We start from the raw sequence: 24,301 nt of genomic DNA on the forward strand, positions 1-24,301 counted from the left end.
TAATCAACTATTTTCAGATAAAATGGGAGGCGGTCAGTATGAAAAAAAATGTGATTATTACTATTGGAAGGCAATTCGGAAGCGGTGGACACGAAGTCGGGAAGCGTTTGTCCGACAGACTCGGCATACCCCTTTATGACCGCAACCTGATTCAGATGGCAACCAAAGAAATGGGGCTTTTGCCGGATCAGTCCGATGAAGGGCAGCTCAGTAAAGAAGTCTTTCAGATACAATCTGATCTGATCCGTAAGCTGGCAGATAAAGAGCCCTGTATCATTATCGGGCGATGTGCGGATTACATTCTGGAAGGGCGGCATACCTGCCTGAATGCTTTTGTTTATGCGGAGATCAGGGACAGAATTCACAGAATCATGAGAATCTATAATCTGAATGAAGAAGAAGCATGGGAAAAAATCAAGAAAACCGATGCGGAACGAAAAGAATACTATGAGAAGCATACCGGAAATACATGGGGGAGCATTGAATCTCACCAGATGTTATTTAATGTTAGTCTCATGGATATTCAGGACGTGGTGGATACGCTGGCAGCTATGTATCGGGCAAGAAGATAGTCTGTCTGTTCCTTCTGCGGAAAATTAAGATAATCTTAACTAATTTCACCGTTTTTTGTGTAGAATTATCCTATATACTGAGTACATAACTTTGTGAGAGGAGGAGTTTCATGGAGAATGTTATCGAAGTACATAATCTGTATAAACTCTACCGCGTCGGAGACAGTGTGGTTCGTGCGCTGAATGGTGTTGACTTTGAGATCCATCAAGGTGAATTCTGTGCGATAGTCGGGACATCCGGATCCGGAAAATCCACACTTCTGAATATGCTGGCAGGACTTGAAAAGCCCACAAAGGGAGAAATCATCATAGGCGGTCAGCATATTGAAAAGCTAAAGGAAGACGAACTGGTCAGTTTCCGGCGGGATAATGTAGGATTTATCTTCCAGTCCTTTCACCTCATCGGTACAATGAATGCTCTGGAAAATGTGGCGCTGCCACTTACTTTCAGAGGGGAGGGAAGGACGAGTAGATTGAAAAAGGCAGATCAAATGCTGGAGCTGGTCAATCTGAAGAAACATAAGAAACATCTTCCGAACCAGATGTCGGGCGGACAGCAGCAAAGAGTCGGGGTCGCCAGAGCACTGGTCGTGAACCCGAAGATCATATTTGCGGATGAACCGACAGGCAATCTGGATTCGCACACCTCCGAAGAGGTGATGAAGCTGATGCAGGATGTGGTACGCAAACAGAACAAAACCCTGGTTATGGTTACGCATGACGATCATCTTGCCACTTATGCGGACAGAGTCTTTCACATTATAGATGGAGAAATTGTACGAATCGAGGATAACAGAGGCAGGAAAGAGGCACTTCAGACGCTGAAGGAAGAGAAGAAAGAGAAAAAAGCAGAAAACAAGGAGCAGAGAGTATGAAAAAATTGAGAAAACTGGGAGCAATCATGATTTGCCTGGCAGTTCTGATGGGAGTGGTGCCGGCAATTCCGGCAAGAGCGGAAGAAACTTCTGTGGGGATTCCCATGCTGAGCGTGCAGGCAGCCGATAATACGATTTTAAGTTATAAGTATTCGGAAACGAAGAAACTGAAACTGACTGCCCAGAATACGGGAGGTGTGAATCTGAAAAATATACGGATTACACCAAGGGTCAGTGAAAAGATTGAAGAATGGCCGTTTGAGATTGAGAACAAAGATTATACTTATGGTATCGATCATATGGAACCGGGTGAGAAACTGACGGTAGAATTTGAGTTCACTGCCCGTGAAAATGTCAGCCTTACATATTATAAACTGCCGTTTGACTTTACGGCAGAAGCGGATGATGAATCCGGCAGAAAAATTGACGGCGAATATGGAATTTATGTAAAGACGATTGCGAAGGAAGAAGAAAAATCACAGGACAATCAGTCCGGTCAGAATAATCAGGGCGGACAGACGACACAGGAACCGTCCGGAAATACTGGAACGAGCGTTGACGACCTTCCAACAAACTATGGGGATGCAGGCGGTATCACAAATATAGACGGAGGATCCTCCGGAGGCGGAAACGTATCAACTCCGCGTGTGATCGTGACCGGATTTTCAACGAATCCGGCAGAAGTGAAGGCAGGAAGCGATTTCCGCCTGACGATTCATTTGAAAAATACTTCCAAGAAGACGGCGGTCAGTAATATGCTGTTTGATCTGAGTTCGCCTACAGAGGGAAGTGATGAGACGGCTTCCCCGGCATTTCTCCCATCTTCCGGTTCCAGTTCCATTTATCTGGAGAAGATCAAGGCAAACGGAACACAGGATATTTCGATTGAACTGAATGCAAAATCAGATCTGGTACAGAAACCGTATAGTGTGGAAATATCGATGAAATATGAAGATTCGGAAGGCGGACAGTACGAGAGTATGTCTTCGGTTTCTATTCCGGTCAAGCAGGATGCAAGATTTGAATTCAGTGAGTTCGAGATCAATCCGGCAACGATTTCTGTCGGGGAAGAAGCCAACATTATGTGTGAGCTGTATAACCTCGGAAGAGTCAAATTATACAACGTGAAAGCAAGGTTTGAAGGAAACGGTATTAAGACGGAAGAAATTTTTGTGGGAAATGTAGAATCCGGAGCAACGGCGAGTATCGACGGAATGTTGCTGGCGGAAGAGGCGACAGCCGGTCCGGAGACGATGAAAATGATACTGAGCTATGAAGATGAATCCGGAAATGTGACGGAATCCGAGAAAGAGTTTCAGCTTGAGATTATGGAAGCAATCATGGATGATATGAACATGGACGATACCATGATGGAAGAATCGAAATCGTCTCTTCCAATCATACCGATTATTGTAGGACTTTTGATCATTGCGGCGGTGGTTGTAGGAATAATGATCATGAAAAAGAAGAAAAAACGCAGACTGGAAGAAGAGGAGGAAGGCTTAGTCGATGAGTATCATAGACTTATTGAGGATGAGCATCGGGAATCTTAAGAGACGGAAGCTCCGGACATTTCTGACAGTTCTGGGCGTGATTATCGGTACAGCCTCTATCGTTGTTATGATTTCTCTGGGAATGGGACTTCAGCGTTCGCTGTATGAAGAGGTGGAACAGTCGGGTGGTCTTACGATGCTCACGGTTACCGGAAAAAGCGCCGGTGATGCCATGACGTATTATGGCGGTGAAGAAGATGATACGACCAAGTACATTACCGATGATACAATCAAGGAAATTGCGGGTGTGGAACATGTGACCCTTGCTGCGCCGGTCTATGAGATGAGTGCCTATGCGTTAAAGGGAAAATACATGGGCTATATCAATCTGATCGGAACCACCAAAGAAGCAATGGAAGCACAGAATATGCCTCTGAAGGAAGGCGGAAGCTTTCCGAAGGAGGGAGGCAATGTATTGGAGCTGGTCTATGGAAACGGTGTACTGATGCAGTTTTATGACAAAAACGGAGGAAGCGGATACTGGGAAACAGGTGAGCTTCCGGATATTGATCTGGAGAAGGATTCACTGTTCCTGATTCTGGATGTGCAGTCATATGATGATATGAGGTACGGTGATGGTTCGTCCGGAACTACGCATACTGCAAAAAAGCATGTCGTCAAGGCAAGTGGTGTGGTGGATGGAGACGTGGAAACATATACACCATTTTACTATAGTGCTTATTGTGATGTGACAACGTTGAAAAATATGTTGAAAAAAGAGTTTTCCGGAAGAGTGATTCCGGGGCAGCCATCAACAAAGACGGGTAAGCCATATAAATTCTTTGCTTACTCTTCTGCCAGAGTGAAAGTGGATGATCTGGATCATGTAGAAGAGGTTTCCAATACGCTTCGGGAACTGGGATACAATGTAGACAGCAACATCGAATATATGGAGAGTATGAAGAAACAGTTCGCTATTGTTCAGGCGGTTCTTGGGGGAATCGGAGCGGTATCTCTGCTGGTCGCAGCAATCGGAATTGCCAATACAATGATGATGTCTATCTACGAACGCACAAAAGAAATCGGTGTATTTAAGGTTCTGGGCTGCAGCTTAAAGAATATCAAGCAGCTCTTCCTTCTGGAGGCAGCATTCATCGGTTTCCTTGGAGGAGTGATCGGAAATATATTAAGCTTCGCAATATCCGGTGTGATCAACTTTGTTGTAGGAAGTGCCGGAGATGCGATGGGAATGAGTAGCGGAATCTCTTATATTCCGCCCTGGCTGGCACTTGCATCTATAGGATTTGCGGTACTGGTCGGAATGGTAGCGGGGTATTTCCCTGCACTAAGGGCAATGCGGTTAAGCCCGCTGGCGGCTATTAGAAATGAGTAAATAAGAGGGTGTCGCAAAATCATCAAATTAGATGATTGATCGATGCCCTCGCTCTATATGTGCAAAAATCCGGAAGGAATCTCTTGATTGGTTGTTTCATTATATCCCATATTTTCACGTTTGCTGATATCCTGCTTGAAACTGCGTTTTTCCATTTTTCATAGGTCTGCGGTTTGATATACGGTTTTTGTTTCTGCTCCCGCAGGTATGTATAACCCTCTTCGCTTTCATAACCGGAATCCGCTGCAACAATATATTCGCTGTCTACACCGATCTGCACGTTATATCCTGGTTTTAACTGGGCGTTTCTCATGTGATTGTCTTTCATATGCATGAACGTAGCATCCGGGTCTGTTTTACAACGGCCCCCTTATTCTTCAATCACATGAATCTCCAAATAATCAAAATCAATAGAATCCACAAAATTATCCTGATAAAATCGTGCCTTTGCATGCCGCTTAAATTCATTTATCGTAGAATCCAGCCAGATCGGCTTGCTGAGATCAAATTCATAACAGACCTCGTCCAATGCACGAAAAATCTTATGTGTTCTTGTATCATCGCTATCGTCACAGATGGTAGTATCTCTTAACATACGGTTATCTTTAAATTCTTTCGCCCATAATCGGAACATCACTTACACTCCTTATCAATCAATCTTTTCTCAGTATATCGAATTCAAAAGAGAAAGTAAATCCTTTCATAATGGAAATATTTTGTGTAAAATAGAATAGTTATAAAGTAAGAAAGCGCGGTGGACAAATTGCATGAGACAGATTATAAATAGGCTGGAAAAAAGATTAGGCAAAAAGAATGTACAGATATTGATCGCAATACTGGTGATGGCATTGGTATGCGGAGCTATGCTTTTAGAACAGAAGATTCTGAATAGGTTCGACAACAAAGTGAAAATACAGCAGACAGAAAAGTTTGAATGTACGCCGGAGAAAGAAGACGAAAGGGTTGGAACAGAAGAAAACAGTGTGGCAGAGACGGGGGGCAGTGAGGCGGAAGCGATAGAGGCGTCGATTGTTCCCGGACAGTATCCGATCATGGGGGAAAGCAGCATCCAGACCTGGCAGATGGTGGAATACTTTGAAGAGAGTGGAGAAAGCTATCCGGCGGATGCGCTTGCCAAGGGAGGAGCTCCCGATATCGAGACGTTTTGCCGGATATATTATGAAGAAGCGGTTCAGGAAGGAGTAAGGCCAGAGGTTGCATTTGCACAGACAATGAAAGAGACAGGATGGCTTCAATATGGTGGTGATGCGAAGATCACGCAATATAATTTTGCAGGGATCGGTACAACAGGCGGAGGCGTTCCGGGAAATAGTTATCCGGATGTGCGTACGGGAGTCAGAGCCCAGATCCAGCATTTGAAAGCATATGCGACAACAGAAGCGTTGGCTGAAGAATGTGTCGATGATCGTTATGATTATGTGACGAAGGGATGTGCACCTTATGTAGAATGGCTGGGGCAAAAAGAGAATCCGCAGGGATATGGATGGGCGACCGGTGAAAACTATGGTTACGATATTGTGGAAATGATCCATGATATGTGGAATACGAAAATTTTTATTAAATAACTCTCAAAGTAATACAGAGGGAAGTCAGAGTATGATACAATATGTATAGAGATGTCTCGCACGTTAAATATTCATGATGATAGGCGAAAGGACGCTCTCGAATAAAAGAATTATGTGTTAAGGGGGCTAAGTGAAGATGAAGAAATTACTGGTTGTCGTTGATATGCAGAAGGATTTCGTTGATGGCAGTCTCGGGACACCGGAGGCCGTGGAAATCGTACCGGGCGTAGTGGAAAAAGTGAAAGATGCGAAAGAAGAAGAGACGGATATCGTATTTACCAGAGATACACACGGAGAAGATTATCTAAAGACACAGGAAGGAAGAAAGCTTCCGGTTGTACATTGTGTAGAAGGAACTCCGGGATGGGAGATCCTTGGGGCTTTGAAACCATATGCCGAGAAGGTAATCGACAAGCCTACATTTGGAAGTACACAGCTTGCACATTTTGCAGCACAGAGAAAATATACGGACATCGAATTGGTAGGGCTTTGCACGGATATTTGTGTTGTGTCCAATGCGTTGCTCTTGAAAGCAGCATTGCCGGAGGCAAATATCAGCGTAGATGCATCCTGCTGTGCAGGGGTTACACCGGAAAGTCATAAGGCAGCTTTAGAAACGATGAAAATGTGTCAGATTGATATTCTATAATGTATTTTGGATTTCGGGGTTATATGAAAAGAGGGGAAATCCGCATGCATTATAGCAGAAAGAAGTATAAGAAGTAAAGGAGAGAACTACATGCAAGCAGCACTTAAGAATTATGACGATGTGGACAGTTGGAAGACCGTCATGTTTCTTTATAATGCCGCACTGAAGGAAGTTGGAACGAAGCTGGAAATATTGAATGACGAATTCCAGCATGTTCACAGCTACAATCCGATCGAACATATTAAGACCAGAATCAAGACACCGGAAAGTATTGTCAAGAAGCTGAAGCGGAACGGGCACGAGACTTCCATTGAGAATATGGTGCGATATGTCAATGATATTGCGGGAGTAAGGCTGATCTGTTCGTTCACATCGGATATTTACCGCCTCGCGGAGATGATTGGGAAACAAAGTGACCTGAAAGTTTTATCCATTAAGGATTATATTAAGAATCCGAAGGAAAGCGGTTATAAAAGTTATCACATGCTGGTGTCTGTGCCGATTTTTCTTTCGGACAGTGTGGTGGATACGAAGGTTGAGATCCAGATCCGGACCATAGCTATGGATTTCTGGGCAAGTCTGGAGCATAAAATCTACTATAAATTTGAAGGAAAGGCACCGGACTATATCAGTCAGGAATTACGGGAATGTGCGGATATGGTATCTGCACTGGATGATAAGATGCTTTCGCTGAATGAAGCAATCACCGCATTGGCTGGAGAACGCTATACTACCTGAAATGAATAAGAAATCTGCAGAGAGTTTTCCCGCAGAGTTATATATAGAAAGACATCCGACTAAAATACGGCCGGATGTCTTTTTGTGCTGCCATGCATACGTCTAAAAAGATCCGGAGACGCTTTTAAATCCCGGAAAACTTTACAAACACTTTACATACTCTCCGTTTTGGATTTTACATTACTCCTATATGATATCACCTGTAAAGAAAAACAGGAATAACCAAATGGAGGAAAGTGGTAATTATGAAACTGAGAAAGTTATTAGCAATGACATTAGTAGTGGCAATGACCGGAGCTCTTGCAGCCGGATGTGGAAGCAAATCAGAAGAGACTGGAGCAGAAGGGGAAGGAAAACAGCAGACAGCAGAATGGGATGCTTCCAATGATATTACGGTAGTTTCCAGAGAAGACGGATCCGGTACAAGAGGAGCATTTATCGAACTTTTCGGAATCGAGCAGAAAGATGAAAGCGGAAATAAGGTAGACCATACAACAGAGGATGCCAATATTACAAACAGTACAGAAGTTATGATGTCAACCGTAGCAGGCAATGAATATGCAATCGGATATGTTTCACTGGGATCTCTCGGAGACAGCGTGAAAGCGGTGAAGATCGACGGTGCGGAAGCAACAGAGGAAAACATCAAAGCCGGTACATACAAAGTATCAAGACCGTTTAACATTGCAACAAAAGATGAGATTTCAGACATCGCACAGGATTTCATCAATTTCATTCTGAGCGAAGAAGGACAGAAGGTTGTGTCTGAGAACGGATACATTTCACTTGATGATGTAAAACCATATGAATCAAACGGAGCAACCGGTAAAGTAGTTGTGGCAGGATCTTCTTCTGTAACACCGGTTATGGAGAAATTAAAAGAAGCATATCAGAAAGTAAATTCCGGAGCTGAAATTGAAATCAACCAGAGTGATTCTACAACCGGTATGACTTCCGCAATGAGCGGCATCTGCGACATCGGAATGGCATCCCGCGAACTGAAGGATGAAGAAGCACAGGAACTTACTTCTATCGTAATTGCGACAGACGGTATTGCAGTAATCGTAAATAATGACAGTCCGGTAGAGGAACTGACAAGTGATCAGGTGAAAGCAATCTTTACCGGTGAAACAGTTGCCTGGGATGAAATCGTTAAATAAATAATATGAGGTACTTCATATGAATGCATGGAAAGAAAAACTCATGCAGGGTGTGTTCTTTATTGCCGCCTGCACTTCGGTGCTGGCGGTAGCACTCATTTGTGTATTTTTATTCATAAATGGTGTCCCTGCAATGAAAGAAATAGGATTTGTAAAATTCCTGACAGGTACGGTATGGCGTCCGAATAATGACATATACGGAATTTTCCCGATGATCATGGGTAGCATTTACGTCACAGCCGGTGCAATCCTGATCGGTGTACCGATTGGAATTCTTACATCCGTGTTTATGGCAAAATATTGTCCGAAACAGATCTACCCGGTGCTTAAAGGCGCAACAGAACTTCTGGCAGGAATCCCTTCGGTCATTTATGGATTTTTTGGGCTTGTGGTCATGGTTCCGGCAATTCGGGAATTCGGGAAAACACTCAGACAGGCAGGAATTTTGCATAAGGGTGGAGACGGGAATTCGATCCTGACGGCATCTCTTCTGCTTGGAATGATGATTCTTCCGACGATTATCGGTGTGACGGAATCCAACATCCGTGCGGTTCCGTCACAGTATTATGAAGGCTCTCTGGCGCTGGGAGCAACGCACGAACAGAGCATTTTCAAGGTTGTGCTTCCGGCTGCGAAATCCGGTGTGATTGCCGGTGTAGTTCTGGGAATCGGACGCGCAATCGGTGAGACGATGGCAGTAATCATGATAGCCGGAAACCAGGCGCGTCTTCCGGAAAGTATTTTCGAAGGAGTACGAACCATGACTGCAAATATCGTCCTGGAAATGGGATATGCGTCAGGACTTCACAGAGAAGCGCTGATTGCTACAGGCGTCGTGCTCTTTGTATTCATTCTGATCATTAACTTCAGTGTAGCGTTATTGAACAGGAGGGGTGAGAATGAGTAAAAAAAAGATCAAACAAAAATTGATTTCTTACAAGAATGCACCCGGCTCCGCAGTGCTCGCACTTCTGGTTCTGCTTAGCGCGTTCCTGACTTTTGCGGTACTGTTATTTCTGATCGCGTATATTTTGATTCATGGAATCCCTTATATTTCCGCAGATTTATTTGCGCTGGAATACAATTCGGATAATGTTTCCTTATTCCCGGCGCTGGTCAACACGGTTGCAATGACGCTGCTTTCGCTGATCATTGCGGTACCTTTGGGAATTTTCTCTGCCATTTTCCTTGTGGAATATGCAAAAAGAGGCAACCGGTTTATCGGAGTTATCCGTCTTACTACAGAGACCTTATCGGGAATTCCGTCAATCGTATACGGACTTTTCGGTATGCTGTTTTTTGTGACGACATTAAAATGGGGATTATCGCTGCTTGCCGGAGCATTTACCATGGCGATCATGATTCTTCCGCTTGTCATGCGTACGACGGAAGAGGCATTGAAATCTGTCCCGGATTCCTATAGAGAAGGAAGCTTCGGACTCGGAGCAGGAAAACTGCGTACGATTTTCCGAATCGTACTTCCAAGTGCGGTTCCCGGAATTCTTGCAGGTGTGATTCTGGCAATCGGACGTATCGTCGGTGAAACGGCAGCACTTATGTATACTTCAGGAACCGTTGCACAGATTCCGAAAAATGTATTGGGATCCGGACGTACGCTGGCGCTTCACATGTATGTGTTGGCAAATGAAGGACTCCATACGGATAAGGCATATGCAACGGCAGTGATTCTGCTGATTCTGGTTATCGGTATTAATATGTTATCCGGAGTGATTGCAAAAAAGATTACGAAAGGAAATGGAAATGGCGAAAATTAGTGTGAAGAATCTGGATTTATATTACAGTGATTTTAAAGCGCTGAAAAATGTAAATCTGGACATAGAAGAAAATAAAATCACAGCATTTATCGGACCCAGCGGTTGTGGAAAATCTACTTTATTGAAATCTCTGAACCGAATGAATGATCTGGTGGAAGGCTGCCGCATTGAAGGAGAGATCCTTCTGGATGGCGAAGACATTTATGGAGATATTGATGTGAATCATTTGAGAAAGCGTGTCGGAATGGTGTTCCAGAAACCAAATCCGTTTCCGATGAGTATCTATGATAATATTGCTTACGGACCGAGAACACATGGAATTCGTTCCAAGGCCAAGCTGGATGATATTGTAGAGAAATCCCTTCGGGATGCGGCAATCTGGGAGGAGTGCAAGGACAGACTGAAAAAGAGTGCACTGGGAATGTCAGGCGGGCAGCAGCAGAGACTTTGCATTGCGAGAGCACTTGCAGTACAGCCGGAGGTCCTGCTGATGGATGAACCGACTTCGGCGTTGGATCCGATTTCAACATCGAAAATAGAAGACCTTGCGATGGAACTCAAAAAAGATTATACTATTGTCATGGTCACGCACAATATGCAGCAGGCAGTCCGCGTGTCTGACAATACGGCATTTTTCCTCCTGGGTGAAGTAATTGAATATAATGATACAGAGAAGCTATTCTCAATTCCTTCTGACAAACGGACAGAAGACTATATTACAGGGAGGTTTGGATAACATGCGGAACAGATTTGACAGACAGCTTGAAATGCTGAACCAGATGCTCATACATATGGGAGAGCTCTGTGAGACGGCGATCGAAGAGGTTACCGGAGCACTGGAAGAAAATGACATGGGCCGTGCGAAAGCGGTGATCACAGCAGATGAGGAAATCGACCAGATGGAAAAAGACATCGAGAATCTTTGCCTGAAACTGCTTCTTCAGCAGCAGCCGGTTGCGAGAGATCTGCGGCAGATATCGGCGGCGCTCAAGATGATTACGGATATGGAGCGAATCGGAGATCAAACGGCAGATATTGCAGATATTGTTACTTCAGCGGAGTTTAATGGAGATGAAAACCTGAAAGATATCGGGCGTATGGCAGAAGCAACGATGAAGATGGTGAGAAACAGTGTATCCGCTTACGTGCAGAAAGATCTGGAACTGGCAAGGAAAGTCATGGATGCGGATGATGTGGTGGATGAACTGTTTGACAGAATCAAAAAAGAGCTTGTAGATACCATTGCGGAACAGAAAGGCTGCGGCGGTGATACAGCGATCGATTTGATCATGATCACGAAATATCTGGAGCGAATCGGTGACCATGCGACGAATATTGCAGAGTGGGTTGAATTTTCCATCACAGGTATTCATGCGGGAAATGTCCGTATCTGACATTGAATGAAAGCGGCATGTCTGGAAAAATGGATCTGGGAGCCTTTGATCTGTAAAGAAGGAGAAAACAAAATGATTTTTTGTGTGGAGGATGAGGCAAACATCCGTGATTTAGTAGTGTATACACTGGAAACTACAGGAATGGAAGCAAGAGGCTTCGAAGATGGTCCCGCTTTTTTTAAAGCTTTGGCAGAGAATCTGCCAGAGCTTGTTCTGCTTGATATCATGCTTCCAGGTGAGGATGGAATGTCCATTCTGAAAAAACTGAAAGCGGCGCCGGAAACAAGGCATATTCCGGTCATCATGCTGACTGCCAAAGGCGCAGAATATGATAAAGTGCTGGGACTGGATTCGGGAGCAGATGATTACGTAACCAAACCCTTCGGCATGATGGAGTTGGTGTCAAGAATCAAGGCAGTACTTCGAAGAAGCGGTGTGAAGACCGAAGAGGCGGAAGAACTTGTTGTCGGACAGATCCGGCTGAACAAGAAGAAACATGAGGTGTATGCCGCAGGAGTGGATGTGACGCTGACCTTGAAAGAATTTGAATTGCTTAGAATGCTCATGGAGAACCGGAATATCGTTCTCACAAGGGATCGCCTTCTGGAGGAGATCTGGGGATATGAATTTGGCGGTGAGACCCGGACCGTGGATGTCCATGTAAGAACTCTGCGCCAGAAGCTTGGAGAAGAAGGCGAACGGATTGAGACGGTACGCGGAGTCGGATATAGGATACGGGGAGAGAAAGATGAAAAATAAAATTCAGCGAAGTATGATCCTGATCGTGACGCTGGCACTGCTCTGTTCTTATAGTCTGATGACGATTGTTATCTATCGGCAGACACTTGGCATCATGGAAACGGAACTGGCGCAGGAGGCAGATTATATCCGGACAGCTATCCGTATTTCGGGCGAACAGTATATGAAGGATATGGATGAGGCGCGCAAGGAGACCCGCGTGACCTGGATCAGTGCAGAAGGCAAGGTCCTTTACGATTCGACAGGAGAACAGAACGCACTGGAGAATCACAGCAGCAGAAAAGAAATTAAAGAGGCAAAAAAGAGCGGAACCGGGCAGGACATCCGCCTGTCGGATACAGTCGGAAAGGAAATGCTGTATTATGCAGTGAGACTGGATGACGGAACGATTCTGCGTGTGGCGAAGAATATGGACACAGTATGGCGGACGGCTCTTAAAGTTCTTCCGTATATGATCCTGATCGGGATCGCAATGGCTCTGATTTCCTGGTTTGTGACGAACGTACAAGTCGGACGTCTGATCCGGCCGATCAATACGCTGGATCTGGAAAAACCGTTGGAAAATGATGTATATGAAGAACTCTCGCCGCTTCTGGAGAGGATCGACAGGCAGAACAGGGAAAAGGAAAAGATGGAACAGATGCGAAGAGAATTCTCTGCCAATGTGTCGCATGAACTGAAGACACCGTTGACTTCAATCTCCGGATATGCGGAGATCATGATGGACGGTCTTGTACGTCAGGAGGATATGAGAGAGTTTTCGCGCCGGATCTATAATGAAGCCAGTCGTATGATCACATTGATCGGCGATATCATCCGGCTTTCCAAGCTCGATGAGGGAACAATTGAACTGGAAAAAGAAGATGTAGATCTGTATCGGCTGGTCCGTGATATTGTAAGCCGGCTTTCCGTACAGGCCGAGAAACAAAATGTGCGGATCGAGGTAGTGGGAGAGCATGTGACCTGCCACGGAATCAGGCAGGTTCTGGATGAGATGATCTATAATATGATTGAAAATGCAATCAAATATAATGTACCAAACGGAAAAGTCAGTGTATGGGTCGGAAATACGCTGAATGGAAAAAAAGTGATCGTAAATGATACCGGAATCGGAATTCCGAAAGAACATCAGGACAGAATCTTTGAAAGGTTTTACCGGGTGGATAAGAGTCACTCACGGGAAACCGGCGGAACCGGGCTTGGACTTTCTATCGTGAAGCATGGAGCGCTCCTGCATGGGGCGGATATACATGTGGAGAGTGAAGTCGGCAAAGGAACCAGGATGGAGTTGATCTTCCATGAAGAACAAAACACGTCGGAATGTACATAATTCTATTCATAAATAAAGAAAATTCGTTTATTATTTTTGTTAATATGAATTGACTGAAAGCTAAATGAGTACTAGAATAGCCGTTAGATAAAGAAATAATAAAGCATTAACTCGGAGGTAACTATTATGACATCATTGGCGATTGCAGAAATCTTATCAACTTGTGCCGCTTTTGTTCTTCTCGGAGGAGTTTCGTACTGGTATAAATATGGAAAGAAGAGAGATAAGGCAGAACGGAAGGAAATGAAAGAAAAGTTCGAAAAATCTGTTACTTTGCATAATCCGGCATATATTATTTATGAAAGATAACACAAAATAGTAAGAGGGGGCACGGCGATGAGAGCCGTGCCCCTCTTTGTTGCTATGCAAATGAGAAAATGATTTTGGAGTCGACAAAAAATTCACAAGAATATAAGTTTTGTTTGCACTTTTTGATAAAGGCGTACATAATGTTATTACGGTGTTTGAAAATAAAAGGAATCGGATGGTGCTGAAGAAAGAAGAGAATAATGAGATGAGGATATTGATAAAAGGTGCAGGAGATCTGGCAACTGGGATTGCATATGAATTATGGGAAGCAGGACATGAGGTCGTGATGACGGAAATCCCGATTCCGCTTGCAGTTAGAAGGATGGTGTCATTTTCGCGTGCGGTATACGAAGGGGAAGCACAGGTTGAAAAGGCGAAAGCAGTTCTGGTCAGCAATCTGGAAGAGATCGACCTGGAAGTGGAGAATGGGAATATTCCTGTTCTTGTAGATAAAAAAGCTAAAATAATTGGTGAGTACCTTCCAGATGTGTTGGTGGATGCAATTATGGCAAAAAGAAATCTGGGCACTTCGATTCAGGATGCGCCTCTTGTGATTGGAATCGGTCCGGGATTCCATGCAGGAAAAGATTGTCATTATGTGATTGAGACTCTAAGAGGAGATGAGCTTGGAAGAATTATTACAGAAGGAACTGCGGCTCCGAATACAGGGATTCCCGGAGAAGTCGGAGGCTATACCCGGGAGAGACTAGTAAGTGCGTCGGCGGATGGGATCATGGAACCATTAGTACAGATTGGTGATCTGGTTCAGAAAGGGCAGATTGTCGCAAAGACTGGGGGAATATCGGTGACCGCAAAAATGTCGGGAATCGTAAGAGGAATGCTTCAGAAAGGAGTAGAAGTAAAGAAAGGACTCAAAATTGGTGATATCGATGCAAGACCTGACCGCAGGAACTGTTTCCTGATCTCAGATAAAGCCAGGATAATCGGAAAGAGCGTGTGCAGCATTGTAGAGACGAAAAAAATAAAAGAACATAAGAAGTAAAGGTCATCGGTCGTGTCAGATGACCTTTTTTCGCTACTATGTATACTTTCAAAATGTCCAGTGGTCTTGTTTTAGTACTGTAAAATGTCACAAAAATAACTTACTTGTCTAGAAAATAACTTTTCTTGAAATCTGGTTATACCTCTTATACAATAATATTTACAAGTAGACTTATTAAAATAATTGATAAAAGGGAGGAAAAAGAAAATGAATCTATTTTCACCGGCTGAAGTGGCCAAAAATTATATCAATATCGGAAAAGGCAAGGTAAATACACCGATTCCGAAGATGCTTCTCATGGCAGTCATGGCCGGAGCTTTTATTGCACTTGGCGGCGTAGGAGCAACGACAGCAGCGGTAGGAGTAAAACCGGCATCTGTCGGAAAACTGATAGGAGCATGCATTTTCCCGGGAGGGCTTACGATGGTGCTTCTTGCGGGAAGTGAACTGTTTACCGGAAACTGTCTGCTTACGATCCCGCTTCTGGAGAAGGAGATCAAGATATCCGGTATGCTGAAGAACTGGGTGGTTGTATATCTTGGTAATTTTATCGGAGGACTTCTTGTGGCAGCTGGCGTGGTGTTTTCTCACCAGATCAGTCTTTTCGATAACGGAATGGCGGTTTCTGTGCTCTCTACTGCAGCGGGAAAATGTACGTTAAGCTTTGGAGATGCATTTATCAGAGGAATTTTCTGTAATTTCCTGGTATGTCTTGCTGTATGGATTTCCTTTGCTGCAAAAGATGTGGCAGGCAAAATCATCGGTCTGTTTTTCCCGATCATGATCTTTGTGGTCTGTGGATTTGAGCATAGTGTGGCAAATATGTATTATATCGGAGCCGGTATTTTTGCCAAAGGAGTTCCGGCATATGCGGAAGCGGCAGCGGCGGCAGGCGTAAATCTGGGTGTGATCACATGGGGGAATTTCCTGGGAACGAATCTGATTCCGGTTACGCTCGGCAACATTGTCGGCGGCGGTATCTGTGTCGGATGTGTTTACTGGTTTATTTATCTGAGAAATAATCAGAAATAGAAAGATGAAAGAGAAAGAAGGGAAGGAAATGAGTAAGATTTTTCTTGCGGATCCAAAAAGCTGTGACGTAAAAATCGGCAGGCTGTTGGAGAAATTTGAGACAAAAGTAAAAGTATATCCGCCGGGAACCTGTCCGCTGACCGTACAGCTTTCACTGCTTACGGCTTCAAAGAATCAGACTTGCGGAAAATGTGTTCCCTGTCGTGACGGGCTTCCGCAGCTCGAAACATTACTGAAGAGCATCCTGGAAGGGGATGCCACAATGGAGACGCTGGAGCATATGAGACGGCTGGCTACCATGATCCGTGACACGGCGGATTGTGCGATTGGCTACCAGTCAGCAATTGAAGTGCTGCAGGGACTGGATACATTTCGGGAAGAATATGAGAGCCATATTAAAGACCATGTCTGTCCCGGCGAGATGGGACAGAAGGTGCCGTGCATCAATCTTTGTCCGGCGCATGTGGATATCCCGGCATACATTGCGCTGATCGGGGAGGAAGACTATGCGGGGGCGATCAACATGATCCGTAAGGACAACCCGCTTCCGACGGCCTGTGCCATGATCTGCGAACATCCTTGTGAGCAGAGATGCCGGAGAAATCTGATTGACGATTCCATCAATATCCGCGGACTCAAGAAATATGCGGTGGATCAGATTGCGGCAGATAAAGTTGCGGTTCCGAAAGCGAATAAGTCAACCGGTAAAAAGGTGGCAGTCATCGGAGGCGGTCCTGCCGGTATGACTGCAGCATATTTCCTGGGACTTATGGGACATAAAGTGACGATCTTTGAACGCCAGAAAGCTCTGGGGGGAATGCTTCGGTATGGAATCCCGAATTACCGCTTCCCGAAAGACCGGCTGGATGAAGATATCCGTGCGATTTTGTCGGCAGGAGATATTGAAGTCAAGTACGAAGCAAAAATCGGAACCGAGATTCCGATTGAAGAAATACATAAAGAATACGATGCGATGTTCGTGGCGATTGGTGCACAGGCAGGGAAGCGTCTTCGCCTGGAAGGCAGCGATGCGGGAAATGTGGAATCCGCAGTGGAGATGCTGGATCGGATCGGGAATGGAAATATTCCGGATTATACCGGCAAAAATGTAGTGGTCATCGGTGGAGGAAATGTGGCGATGGATGCGGCGAGAAGTGCAGTGCGATGCAACGCCGAAGATGTGCGTATCGTTTACAGAAGACGTCAGGATGACATGACGGCGCTGGATACGGAAATTGAATCGGCTGTAATGGAAGGCATCGAGCTTTTGACGCTGAAATCTCCGAAGAGCATTGAAAAAGATGCCGAAGGAAACTGTTCGGCACTCATCGTGCAGCCGCAGATGATCGGACCGTATGACCGTGCGGGACGCCCGAGTCCGGTCGATGCGAAAAAAGATCCGGAGAGAATTCCGTGTGAAGTTATCCTGATCGCGGTAGGACAGGATATCGTGAGCCGTCCGTTTGAAGAATTCGGAATGGAGGCAGAACGCGGTGTATTTAAGGCCGGCCTGGATACGGCAGTGGAGAATCTTCCCGGAGTATTTGTCGGAGGAGACTGCGCAACCGGGCCTGCTACGGCAATCCGGGCTATAGCAGCCGGAAAAGTTGCGGCACATAATATTGATGAATACCTCGGTTATCATCATAAACTGAACTGTGAAGCCACAGTGCCAAGTCCAAAAGAAAACAATCGAATTCCGACCGGACGTGCCAACATTACTGAACGTCCGGCATATGAGAGAAAGCATGATTTTGAGCATGTGGAAAATCCGTATACTCATGAGGAGGCAATGCAGGAGGCCGGAAGATGTCTGCGCTGCGATCACTTCGGATGCGGTGTACTGAAAGGGGGACGTGACGAATGATTAATCTGAAAATTGACGGAATTCAGGCAGAAGTGCAGGAAGGAACAACGATCCTTGAAGCAGCAAGATCCGTTGGAATCAGGATTCCTACACTGTGTTATCTGAAAGAAGTAAATGAGATCGGTTCCTGCCGTCTGTGTGTAGTAGAAGTGGAAGGTATGGATAAACTGCCGACCTCCTGCAATACACTTGTCAAAGAAGGCATGGTCGTTCAGACCATGAGTGAACGTGTGGTGGAGGCCCGGAAAATAGTACTCGATCTGCTTCTCTCCAATCACCACAGAGGATGTTTTTATTGCCCGCAGAACGGAAGCTGTGAACTTCAGGATGTCTGCAACGAATATGGAATCGAGGAAACCTCTTATCTTGGAACAAGAAAGAAGATTGAACGTCCGGCTAAAGACAGCCATCCGTTCTTAAGCTACCAGCCGGAACTTTGTATCCACTGTCAGAGATGTGTAAATACCTGCGCAAAGATGACAGGCAGACATGCAATTACTTTGGGAAAGACAGGAATGTTCAATATCATCGAGGCTCCGTTCGGAGAAGACTGGGATATGACATTATGTGAATCCTGTGGAAACTGCGCTCAGGCATGCCCGACAGGAGCAATCACAGAGAAAAGAAAGAAAAAATACCGGACATGGGAGACGAAAAAGGTCCGTACAACCTGTCCGCACTGTGCGACAGGATGCCAGTTGGATCTGATCGTGAAGGATAACAGGATTGTTGATGTAGAGGGAGCGGACGGTCCATCCAATCACGGCCTGTTATGCGTAAAAGGAAGAAGTGCTTCTTTTGATTTTGTGGATTCTCCGGAACGGATCCGTTATCCGCTGATCAAGAATAAAGAGACGGGAGAATTTGAGCGTGCAACCTGGGATGAGGCACTTGACCTGGTTGCCGGAAAGTTTACCGAAATCAGAAATAATTACGGAGGTGAGGCACTGGCCGGTTTTGCCTGCTCACGTTCCACCAATGAAGACGTCTATATGCTTCAGAAAATGGTGAGAACCGCATTCCAGAGCAACAATACCGATAACTGTGCGCGTGTTTGACATGCTCCTACTGTTGCCGGGCTGGCAACCACATTAGGCTCAGGAGCCATGACAAATACGATTTACGATGTCACACACGAATCCGATGTGATCATGCTCGTTGGATCGAATCCGGAACATGCACATCCGGTCATCGGTATGCAGATCCGCCAGGCGGTGGAGAAAGGAACCAGGCTGATCGTAGCTGACCCGCGTGAGATCGATCTTGCAAAGAAGGCGGATATCCACCTGAAATTAAGACCGGGAACAAACGTTGCGTTTGCGAACGGAATGATGCATATTATTATTGAAGAAGGCCTGACGGATGAGACATTCATCAAAGAGAGGACCGAGAACTTTGAAGCAATGAAAGAAGCTGTGAAGGAATACACTCCGGAGCGTGTGGCAGAAATCTGCGGTATTGATCCGGATCTTCTGCGAGAGGCGGCAAGAATGTATGCAACGGCAGATCGCGCACCGATCCTTTACTGTCTGGGAGTTACAGAGCATCATACCGGTACAGAGGGCGTTATGTCACTCTCCAATCTTGCGATGATGGTCGGAAAGATCGGGCGTCCGGGATGCGGTGTAAATCCGATCCGCGGACAGAATAACGTACAGGGTGCCTGCGATATGGGCGCCGCTCCGAATCAGTTCCCGGGTTATCAGAATATCGTTGCACCGGGTATTGTGGAGAAGTTTGAGAAAGCATGGAATACGAAACTTAACCCGAACGTCGGAATCAAAGCGACCGACTGTTTCCCGAAGATGATCTCGGGAGAGATCAAAGGACTCTTCATTTTCGGTGAAGATCCGGTCAGAACGGATCCGAATACCAGTCATGTGATCCATGCACTGGAATCTCTGGATTTCTTCGTGGTGGATGAACTGTTCATGACGGAGACCGCAAAACTTGCGGATGTGATTCTTCCGGGACGTTCATATACGGAAAAAGAAGGAACATTTACCAATACAGAACGCCGTGTACAGCGTGTCAGAAAAGCTGTTGAGATTGCAGGCGAGACCAGACCGGATACCTGGATCTTTACGGAGATCATGAACCGTATGGGATATCCGCAGCCGCACCTGACACCGGCAGAGATCATGGACGAAATCGCTTCTGTTACCCCGTCATTTGGCGGCATCAGTCATGCCCGTCTGGACAGCGAAGAAGTGGCGGGAAGAGGACTTCAGTGGCCATGCCCGAATCCGGAGCATCCTGGAACTCCGATTATGCATGTGGGTAAATTCGCAAGAGGTCTTGGATATTTCAGGCCGGCAGAATACAAACCATCCATGGAACTTCCGGATGAAACTTATCCGCTTGTACTGATGACCGGACGTATCTTGTACCATTACAATGCCTGCGCAATGACGGATAAAACAGAAGGAATAAATCAGATTGCCAGCGAATCTTTCATTGAAGTGAATAATGAAGACGCTAAGAAACTTGGTATTGCAGATGGCGAGATGGTAGCTGTTTCTTCCAGAAGAGGAAGAATCAAGGGGAAAGCGAGTGTATCAGGAAAGACCAGAGAAGGTGAGTGCTGGATGCCGTTCCACTACATCGAAGGCGGTGCGAACTGGCTGACGAATGATGCATTGGACGGAATTTCAAGCACACCGGAATATAAAGTCTGTGCCGTTAGAGTAGAAAAGTTATCTTGAAAGTAGGATGAGACCGGTGCCTGTATGGTGCCGGTTTCCTTGCAAATAGTGCAGGATTTGACATGATAGGAAGGAAGACTTCATGCAAGTAATGAATCAATATGAACAGGGACCGTTAACAGAAAAGAGTGAGTGTCTGTATATAAGTCGGGAAGGAAAACGATATCAGGAAAATACGAGAATTTTACGAGAACAAAAAATAGATATTATCATCAATGAGAAGCTTATTCTTCATACGATGTGCACTCCACAGTATCTTACGGAAGCTGTCCTTGGAAGACTTCGAACAGAAGGAATCATAGAGAAGGTAGATGAAATAGAGAAGATTCATATAGGAAACGATGGGAAAATTGCAACGATTACCATGAAAAATGATGCATGGAATGAAAAGCAGTGTAAAAAGTTGTCCCCGGTTTCGCCTGTCAAGTGGAAAGAAGAATGGATTTTCCATTTGGCAGATATCCTTGCAGAAGGAATGCCGCTTCACAACGAAACATGGGGAACACACAGCTGCTTTCTTGCAAAAGAGGGGAAAGTAATATTTGCCTGCGAAGATATCGGCCGTCATAATGCAATCGATAAAGTGGTTGGTTATGCTTTGTTACATGAAATAGATTTAAAAAAATGTATGCTGTATTCCAGTGGAAGAATGCCCTCAGATATGGCTGAAAAGGTGATACGCGCCGGGATACCCATAGCAGTTTGTAAGGCGGTTCCGACGGCAGAAGCAGTAGAATTGGCAAAGAAATATCGTCTTACCTTGATCTGTGCGGCAAGACCGGATCGGATTAGGGTGTATGTGTCGTAGTAATATCAGATGGGAGATGACTTCCGCCTCTTTAGGCGGTGAGTCTTGAATTTCTGCAAAAATGTATCTGCTCGGAGTCAGAATATGCTATACTTTCTAAAGAATGTGAAAAGATAAGGTGATAGAATATGGATGGATTACTGCTTGCAGGCGGAAAAAGCAGCCGCATGGGTGGGCGACATAAAGGAGATCTTCTCTATGGAAATGAGACATTTACCACCCGAATGATACATGAATTTTCAAAAGACGCAGATACAATCTGGATTTCCTACGGAGCAAAGGTCTATGGAACGTATGAGAATTGCCGGATTGTGAGGGATATTTATCCCGATTGCGGTCCAATTGGCGGAATACATGCTGGACTTACAGCGTGTGAGTCGGATGAAGTGATGGTTGCCGCGTGCGATATGCCATTTTTGAAAATCGAATTGTTTCGTTATCTGAAAACAAAGATGGACGAAGCGGGAAAACAGGAGCATATCATATATGACGGTGTCATGCCGGTACTGGAAAGAAGAATGCATCCGCTGGCAGCGATTTACCGGAAATGTGTTGCACAGGTGATGGAACGGCAGATTTTATCGGGAAATTATAAAATCAGAGATGCATTTGAAAAAATGCATATTTTATATGTAGATGTGACTGAGAATGAAAATTTTGCCAGGATGTTGCGGAATGTGAATACTATGGAAGAGTATAAAATGCTTTCTGTTATTGATGTTCAATGATATTATGAGCCAAGGGACAAAAGGTCATGCATTACAAAAGGAACGTCCCCGGTACTGATAAAAAAGCAAAATAATGATTAGGGGATGTTCCCCAATAATAAAATATGATATAATATAAGTGTTCTTTGAGCGAAAGCATCTAAGTCGAAGAGATATGATGCCAAGCCGGGATGAATCTCTCATCCCCGGGGTCCGAATAGAAATGTGAAGGCCTTCCTTATTTGAAAAAAAGAACATGAAGTGGTCGTATTGCGCATAAACGGCAGTAGGAGGACTTTCATGTCTTTCTGCTGCCGTTTTTATCTTGAATTAATACTTTAAAAAGGAGAGGAAAATGGAAAGGTTACTGTTAGAACAGGCTGCAGAAATTCTGCTCAGTCATACGGAGAAAATCACTGCATGTGAGGAAATATCTCTGTGGGATGCCGTAGGAGGGGTGCTTGCCGAAGATATTTATGCGACAAGAAATCAGCCTCCGTTTTCTAGGTCACCCCTGGATGGATATGCAGTAAGAAGCGAGGATATCCGGGGGGCTTTGAGGGAAAGACCGGTCAGGCTGCGTGTGATCGATGAAGTGGATGCCGGTCATGTGACGGAGAAAAAAGTGGAGCCGGGATTGGCCGTTAGAATTATGACCGGCGCGCCGATTCCGGAAGGAGCCGACTGCATCATCGGGCAGGAAGATACAGATTACGGAGAAGATACGGTAGAAATCTATGCAGAGATCAAAGCATACCAGAATTACTGCTTTGAAGGGGAAGACTACAAAAAGGGAGCGAAGCTTCTGACAAAGGGAATGGTAATTGGTTCGATAGAAGCGGGAGTCCTGGCAAGTCTTGGGATGGAGAAGATATCAGTCTACAGAGCGCCGCGCGCGGCGGTGCTGACAACCGGAGATGAGCTCATGCTCCCCGGCGAAGAGCTTCTTCCGGGGAAAATATATGATTCGAATCTATATACTTGTGTCACGCGGCTGAAGTCTTGGGGAGTACAGGTTACTTATCAGGGAAGGGCAGAAGATGATGCAAAGATTGTCGCAGGGCACATCCGGAGAGCTGCCGAAAATGCAGATATCCTGATCACGACAGGAGGTGTATCGGTAGGAAAGAAAGACATCATGCATGAAGTGCTTCAGATTCTGGACTGTCAAAAGCTCTTCTGGGGAGTACAGATTAAGCCCGGAATGCCGACCCTTTGTGCACTCTATCAGGGAAAGCCGCTCATTTGTCTTTCGGGAAACCCGTATGGTGCGGCTGTAAATCTGGAGCTTTTAATCCGCCCGGTACTTGCAAAAATGTCCGGAAGATACGACCTTGCCATTAAGAGAATCATGGTAGTATGTGACAGTGAATTTTTGAAAATGAGCCATGTCACACGTTATGTCAGAGCGAGATGCGCGGATGGCCATGTGAAAATCGCAGATGGTTCAAATGATTCCGGAATTTTAAGCAGTATGTGTGGATGTAACTGTCTGATTGAGATTCCGGCGGGAACTCCTAAGATAGAAAAAGGAGAGACGGTATGTGTGGTGATGTTGTAAAAAAAGAACCATTTGTCGCAGTAATCTGCGGTGTGAAAAATTCCGGAAAAACGACACTGATCACGCGGCTTGTGAGGCTTCTTTCGGAAAAAGGAATCCGAACGGCGGTTATTAAGCACGACGGACATGATTTTGAGTGTGATATACCCGGAACGGACAGCTACCGGATTCGCGAAGCCGGTGCGTATGGAACGGCGGTATTTTCAAAATATCGAAGTTTCGTATACAAAGAAGGCTGCAGGGAAACTCCTGAGGAAATGATTGCACAGTTTCCGGAAGCGGATCTTATTCTGATTGAGGGAATGAAGAACAGTACTTATCCGAAAATAGAAGTGATCCGCAGGGAGATATCAGGAGAGCCGGCTTCCAATCCTGAGGGAAGATTTCTGATCGTAAGCGATTGGGAGGACGGACATTTTAAAGAAGAAAAGATGACAGGACTGGATGAAATCGAGATAATATTAGGGATACTGCTGGAAAAAGCAGGATTAAATCGATAAAAAGTTGTCTGGGCAACATGATTTTATGTACGGTTTTGTTATACTGTTTTCGGGAAATGAGAACGTACAAGTAGATTTAGGAGAT

The 24,301-nt window shown here is 45.2% G+C and carries 25 protein-coding genes and 1 riboswitch; of the genes, 23 read left to right on the forward strand and 2 right to left on the reverse strand.

Annotated elements, in window-relative coordinates:
- Positions 1-38: 38 nt before the first annotated feature.
- The 4 genes from ACTNBR_RS04490 (at position 39) to ACTNBR_RS04505 (ending at position 4,333) form a co-directional block, all read left to right on the forward strand.
- Positions 39-572, forward strand: a complete 534-nt coding sequence (locus tag ACTNBR_RS04490) for an AAA family ATPase (RefSeq protein ID WP_427806281.1) — start codon at positions 39-41, stop codon at positions 570-572.
- Between the two features lie 110 nt (positions 573-682).
- Positions 683-1,447, forward strand: coding sequence for an ABC transporter ATP-binding protein (locus ACTNBR_RS04495; RefSeq protein WP_427806282.1), 765 nt, complete (start codon positions 683-685; stop codon positions 1,445-1,447).
- Positions 1,444-3,000, forward strand: coding sequence for a COG1361 S-layer family protein (locus ACTNBR_RS04500; RefSeq protein WP_427806283.1), 1,557 nt, complete (start codon positions 1,444-1,446; stop codon positions 2,998-3,000). The genes ACTNBR_RS04495 and ACTNBR_RS04500 overlap by 4 nt, the downstream gene beginning before the upstream one ends.
- Positions 2,957-4,333, forward strand: coding sequence for an ABC transporter permease (locus ACTNBR_RS04505; RefSeq protein ID WP_427806284.1), 1,377 nt, complete (start codon positions 2,957-2,959; stop codon positions 4,331-4,333). The genes ACTNBR_RS04500 and ACTNBR_RS04505 overlap by 44 nt, the downstream gene beginning before the upstream one ends.
- A gap of 22 nt (positions 4,334-4,355) precedes the next feature.
- Here the strand turns inward: ACTNBR_RS04505 and ACTNBR_RS04510 are convergent, their stop codons facing one another.
- Positions 4,356-4,661 (reverse strand): hypothetical protein, encoded by a 306-nt coding sequence (locus ACTNBR_RS04510; RefSeq protein ID WP_427806285.1) that lies wholly within the window; start codon positions 4,659-4,661, stop codon positions 4,356-4,358.
- 42 nt (positions 4,662-4,703) lie between these two features.
- Positions 4,704-4,967, reverse strand: coding sequence for a hypothetical protein (locus ACTNBR_RS04515; RefSeq protein WP_427806286.1), 264 nt, complete (start codon positions 4,965-4,967; stop codon positions 4,704-4,706).
- A 133-nt stretch (positions 4,968-5,100) separates the two neighbouring features.
- Here ACTNBR_RS04515 and ACTNBR_RS04520 point away from each other — a divergent pair, with 133 nt between their 5' ends.
- From ACTNBR_RS04520 to mobB, 19 genes are all read left to right on the forward strand, one after another.
- Positions 5,101-5,919 carry a glucosaminidase domain-containing protein gene (locus ACTNBR_RS04520; protein ID WP_427806287.1) on the forward strand — a complete coding sequence of 273 codons (819 nt, stop codon included), beginning with the start codon at positions 5,101-5,103 and terminating at the stop codon, positions 5,917-5,919.
- A 136-nt stretch (positions 5,920-6,055) separates the two neighbouring features.
- The gene (locus ACTNBR_RS04525; protein ID WP_441016659.1) at positions 6,056-6,568 is read left to right on the forward strand and encodes a cysteine hydrolase family protein; all 513 of its coding nucleotides are present in this window, start codon (positions 6,056-6,058) and stop codon (positions 6,566-6,568) included.
- Positions 6,569-6,658: 90 nt separating this feature from the next.
- On the forward strand, positions 6,659-7,306 hold the full coding sequence (locus ACTNBR_RS04530) for a GTP pyrophosphokinase (RefSeq protein ID WP_427806289.1): 648 nt from the start codon (positions 6,659-6,661) through the stop codon (positions 7,304-7,306).
- Between the two features lie 245 nt (positions 7,307-7,551).
- The gene (locus ACTNBR_RS04535) at positions 7,552-8,466 is read left to right on the forward strand and encodes a substrate-binding domain-containing protein (protein WP_441016656.1); all 915 of its coding nucleotides are present in this window, start codon (positions 7,552-7,554) and stop codon (positions 8,464-8,466) included.
- 19 nt (positions 8,467-8,485) lie between these two features.
- Complete coding sequence (gene pstC, locus ACTNBR_RS04540; protein WP_427818877.1) at positions 8,486-9,373, forward strand: phosphate ABC transporter permease subunit PstC; 888 nt, start codon at positions 8,486-8,488, stop codon at positions 9,371-9,373.
- A complete protein-coding gene (pstA, locus tag ACTNBR_RS04545; protein ID WP_427806292.1) occupies positions 9,366-10,241 on the forward strand; it encodes a phosphate ABC transporter permease PstA in 876 nt (291 codons plus the stop codon). Before pstC ends, pstA begins: the two co-directional genes overlap by 8 nt.
- Positions 10,228-10,977 carry a phosphate ABC transporter ATP-binding protein PstB gene (gene pstB, locus ACTNBR_RS04550; protein ID WP_441016653.1) on the forward strand — a complete coding sequence of 250 codons (750 nt, stop codon included), beginning with the start codon at positions 10,228-10,230 and terminating at the stop codon, positions 10,975-10,977. Before pstA ends, pstB begins: the two co-directional genes overlap by 14 nt.
- A 1-nt stretch (position 10,978) precedes the next feature.
- Positions 10,979-11,635: a phosphate signaling complex protein PhoU gene (gene phoU / locus ACTNBR_RS04555; protein ID WP_427806294.1), complete on the forward strand. Its 657-nt coding sequence runs from the start codon at positions 10,979-10,981 to the stop codon at positions 11,633-11,635.
- Positions 11,636-11,707: 72 nt separating this feature from the next.
- Entirely contained in the window at positions 11,708-12,394 is a 687-nt protein-coding gene (locus ACTNBR_RS04560; protein ID WP_427806295.1) for a response regulator transcription factor, read from the forward strand.
- Entirely contained in the window at positions 12,384-13,724 is a 1,341-nt protein-coding gene (locus tag ACTNBR_RS04565) for an ATP-binding protein (protein WP_441016650.1), read from the forward strand. Before ACTNBR_RS04560 ends, ACTNBR_RS04565 begins: the two co-directional genes overlap by 11 nt.
- Positions 13,725-13,850: 126 nt before the next feature.
- On the forward strand, positions 13,851-14,033 hold the full coding sequence (locus ACTNBR_RS04570; protein WP_427806297.1) for a hypothetical protein: 183 nt from the start codon (positions 13,851-13,853) through the stop codon (positions 14,031-14,033).
- A gap of 109 nt (positions 14,034-14,142) precedes the next feature.
- Positions 14,143-15,036, forward strand: a complete 894-nt coding sequence (gene yqeB / locus ACTNBR_RS04575; protein WP_427818880.1) for a selenium-dependent molybdenum cofactor biosynthesis protein YqeB — start codon at positions 14,143-14,145, stop codon at positions 15,034-15,036.
- Between the two features lie 207 nt (positions 15,037-15,243).
- Positions 15,244-16,068 carry a formate/nitrite transporter family protein gene (locus ACTNBR_RS04580; RefSeq protein ID WP_441016647.1) on the forward strand — a complete coding sequence of 275 codons (825 nt, stop codon included), beginning with the start codon at positions 15,244-15,246 and terminating at the stop codon, positions 16,066-16,068.
- Positions 16,069-16,096: 28 nt separating this feature from the next.
- A complete protein-coding gene (locus ACTNBR_RS04585) occupies positions 16,097-17,935 on the forward strand; it encodes an NAD(P)-binding protein (RefSeq protein ID WP_441016644.1) in 1,839 nt (612 codons plus the stop codon).
- Positions 17,932-20,640, forward strand: coding sequence for a formate dehydrogenase subunit alpha (gene fdhF / locus ACTNBR_RS04590; RefSeq protein WP_441016641.1), 2,709 nt, complete (start codon positions 17,932-17,934; stop codon positions 20,638-20,640). The genes ACTNBR_RS04585 and fdhF overlap by 4 nt, the downstream gene beginning before the upstream one ends.
- A gap of 82 nt (positions 20,641-20,722) precedes the next feature.
- Positions 20,723-21,448, forward strand: coding sequence for a formate dehydrogenase accessory sulfurtransferase FdhD (fdhD, locus tag ACTNBR_RS04595; protein WP_441016638.1), 726 nt, complete (start codon positions 20,723-20,725; stop codon positions 21,446-21,448).
- Between the two features lie 128 nt (positions 21,449-21,576).
- Positions 21,577-22,176 carry a molybdenum cofactor guanylyltransferase gene (gene mobA / locus ACTNBR_RS04600; protein WP_427818885.1) on the forward strand — a complete coding sequence of 200 codons (600 nt, stop codon included), beginning with the start codon at positions 21,577-21,579 and terminating at the stop codon, positions 22,174-22,176.
- Positions 22,177-22,287: 111 nt separating this feature from the next.
- Positions 22,288-22,424, forward strand: a riboswitch (molybdenum cofactor riboswitch).
- An 86-nt stretch (positions 22,425-22,510) separates the two neighbouring features.
- Entirely contained in the window at positions 22,511-23,716 is a 1,206-nt protein-coding gene (locus ACTNBR_RS04605) for a molybdopterin molybdotransferase MoeA (protein ID WP_441016635.1), read from the forward strand.
- Positions 23,698-24,216: a molybdopterin-guanine dinucleotide biosynthesis protein B gene (mobB, locus tag ACTNBR_RS04610; protein ID WP_441016632.1), complete on the forward strand. Its 519-nt coding sequence runs from the start codon at positions 23,698-23,700 to the stop codon at positions 24,214-24,216. The genes ACTNBR_RS04605 and mobB overlap by 19 nt, the downstream gene beginning before the upstream one ends.
- Positions 24,217-24,301: the final 85 nt, after the last annotated feature.

This window comes from Bariatricus sp. HCP28S3_F11, assembly GCF_052065395.1.
Classification (GTDB): Bacteria; Bacillota; Clostridia; order Lachnospirales; family Lachnospiraceae; genus Allocoprococcus.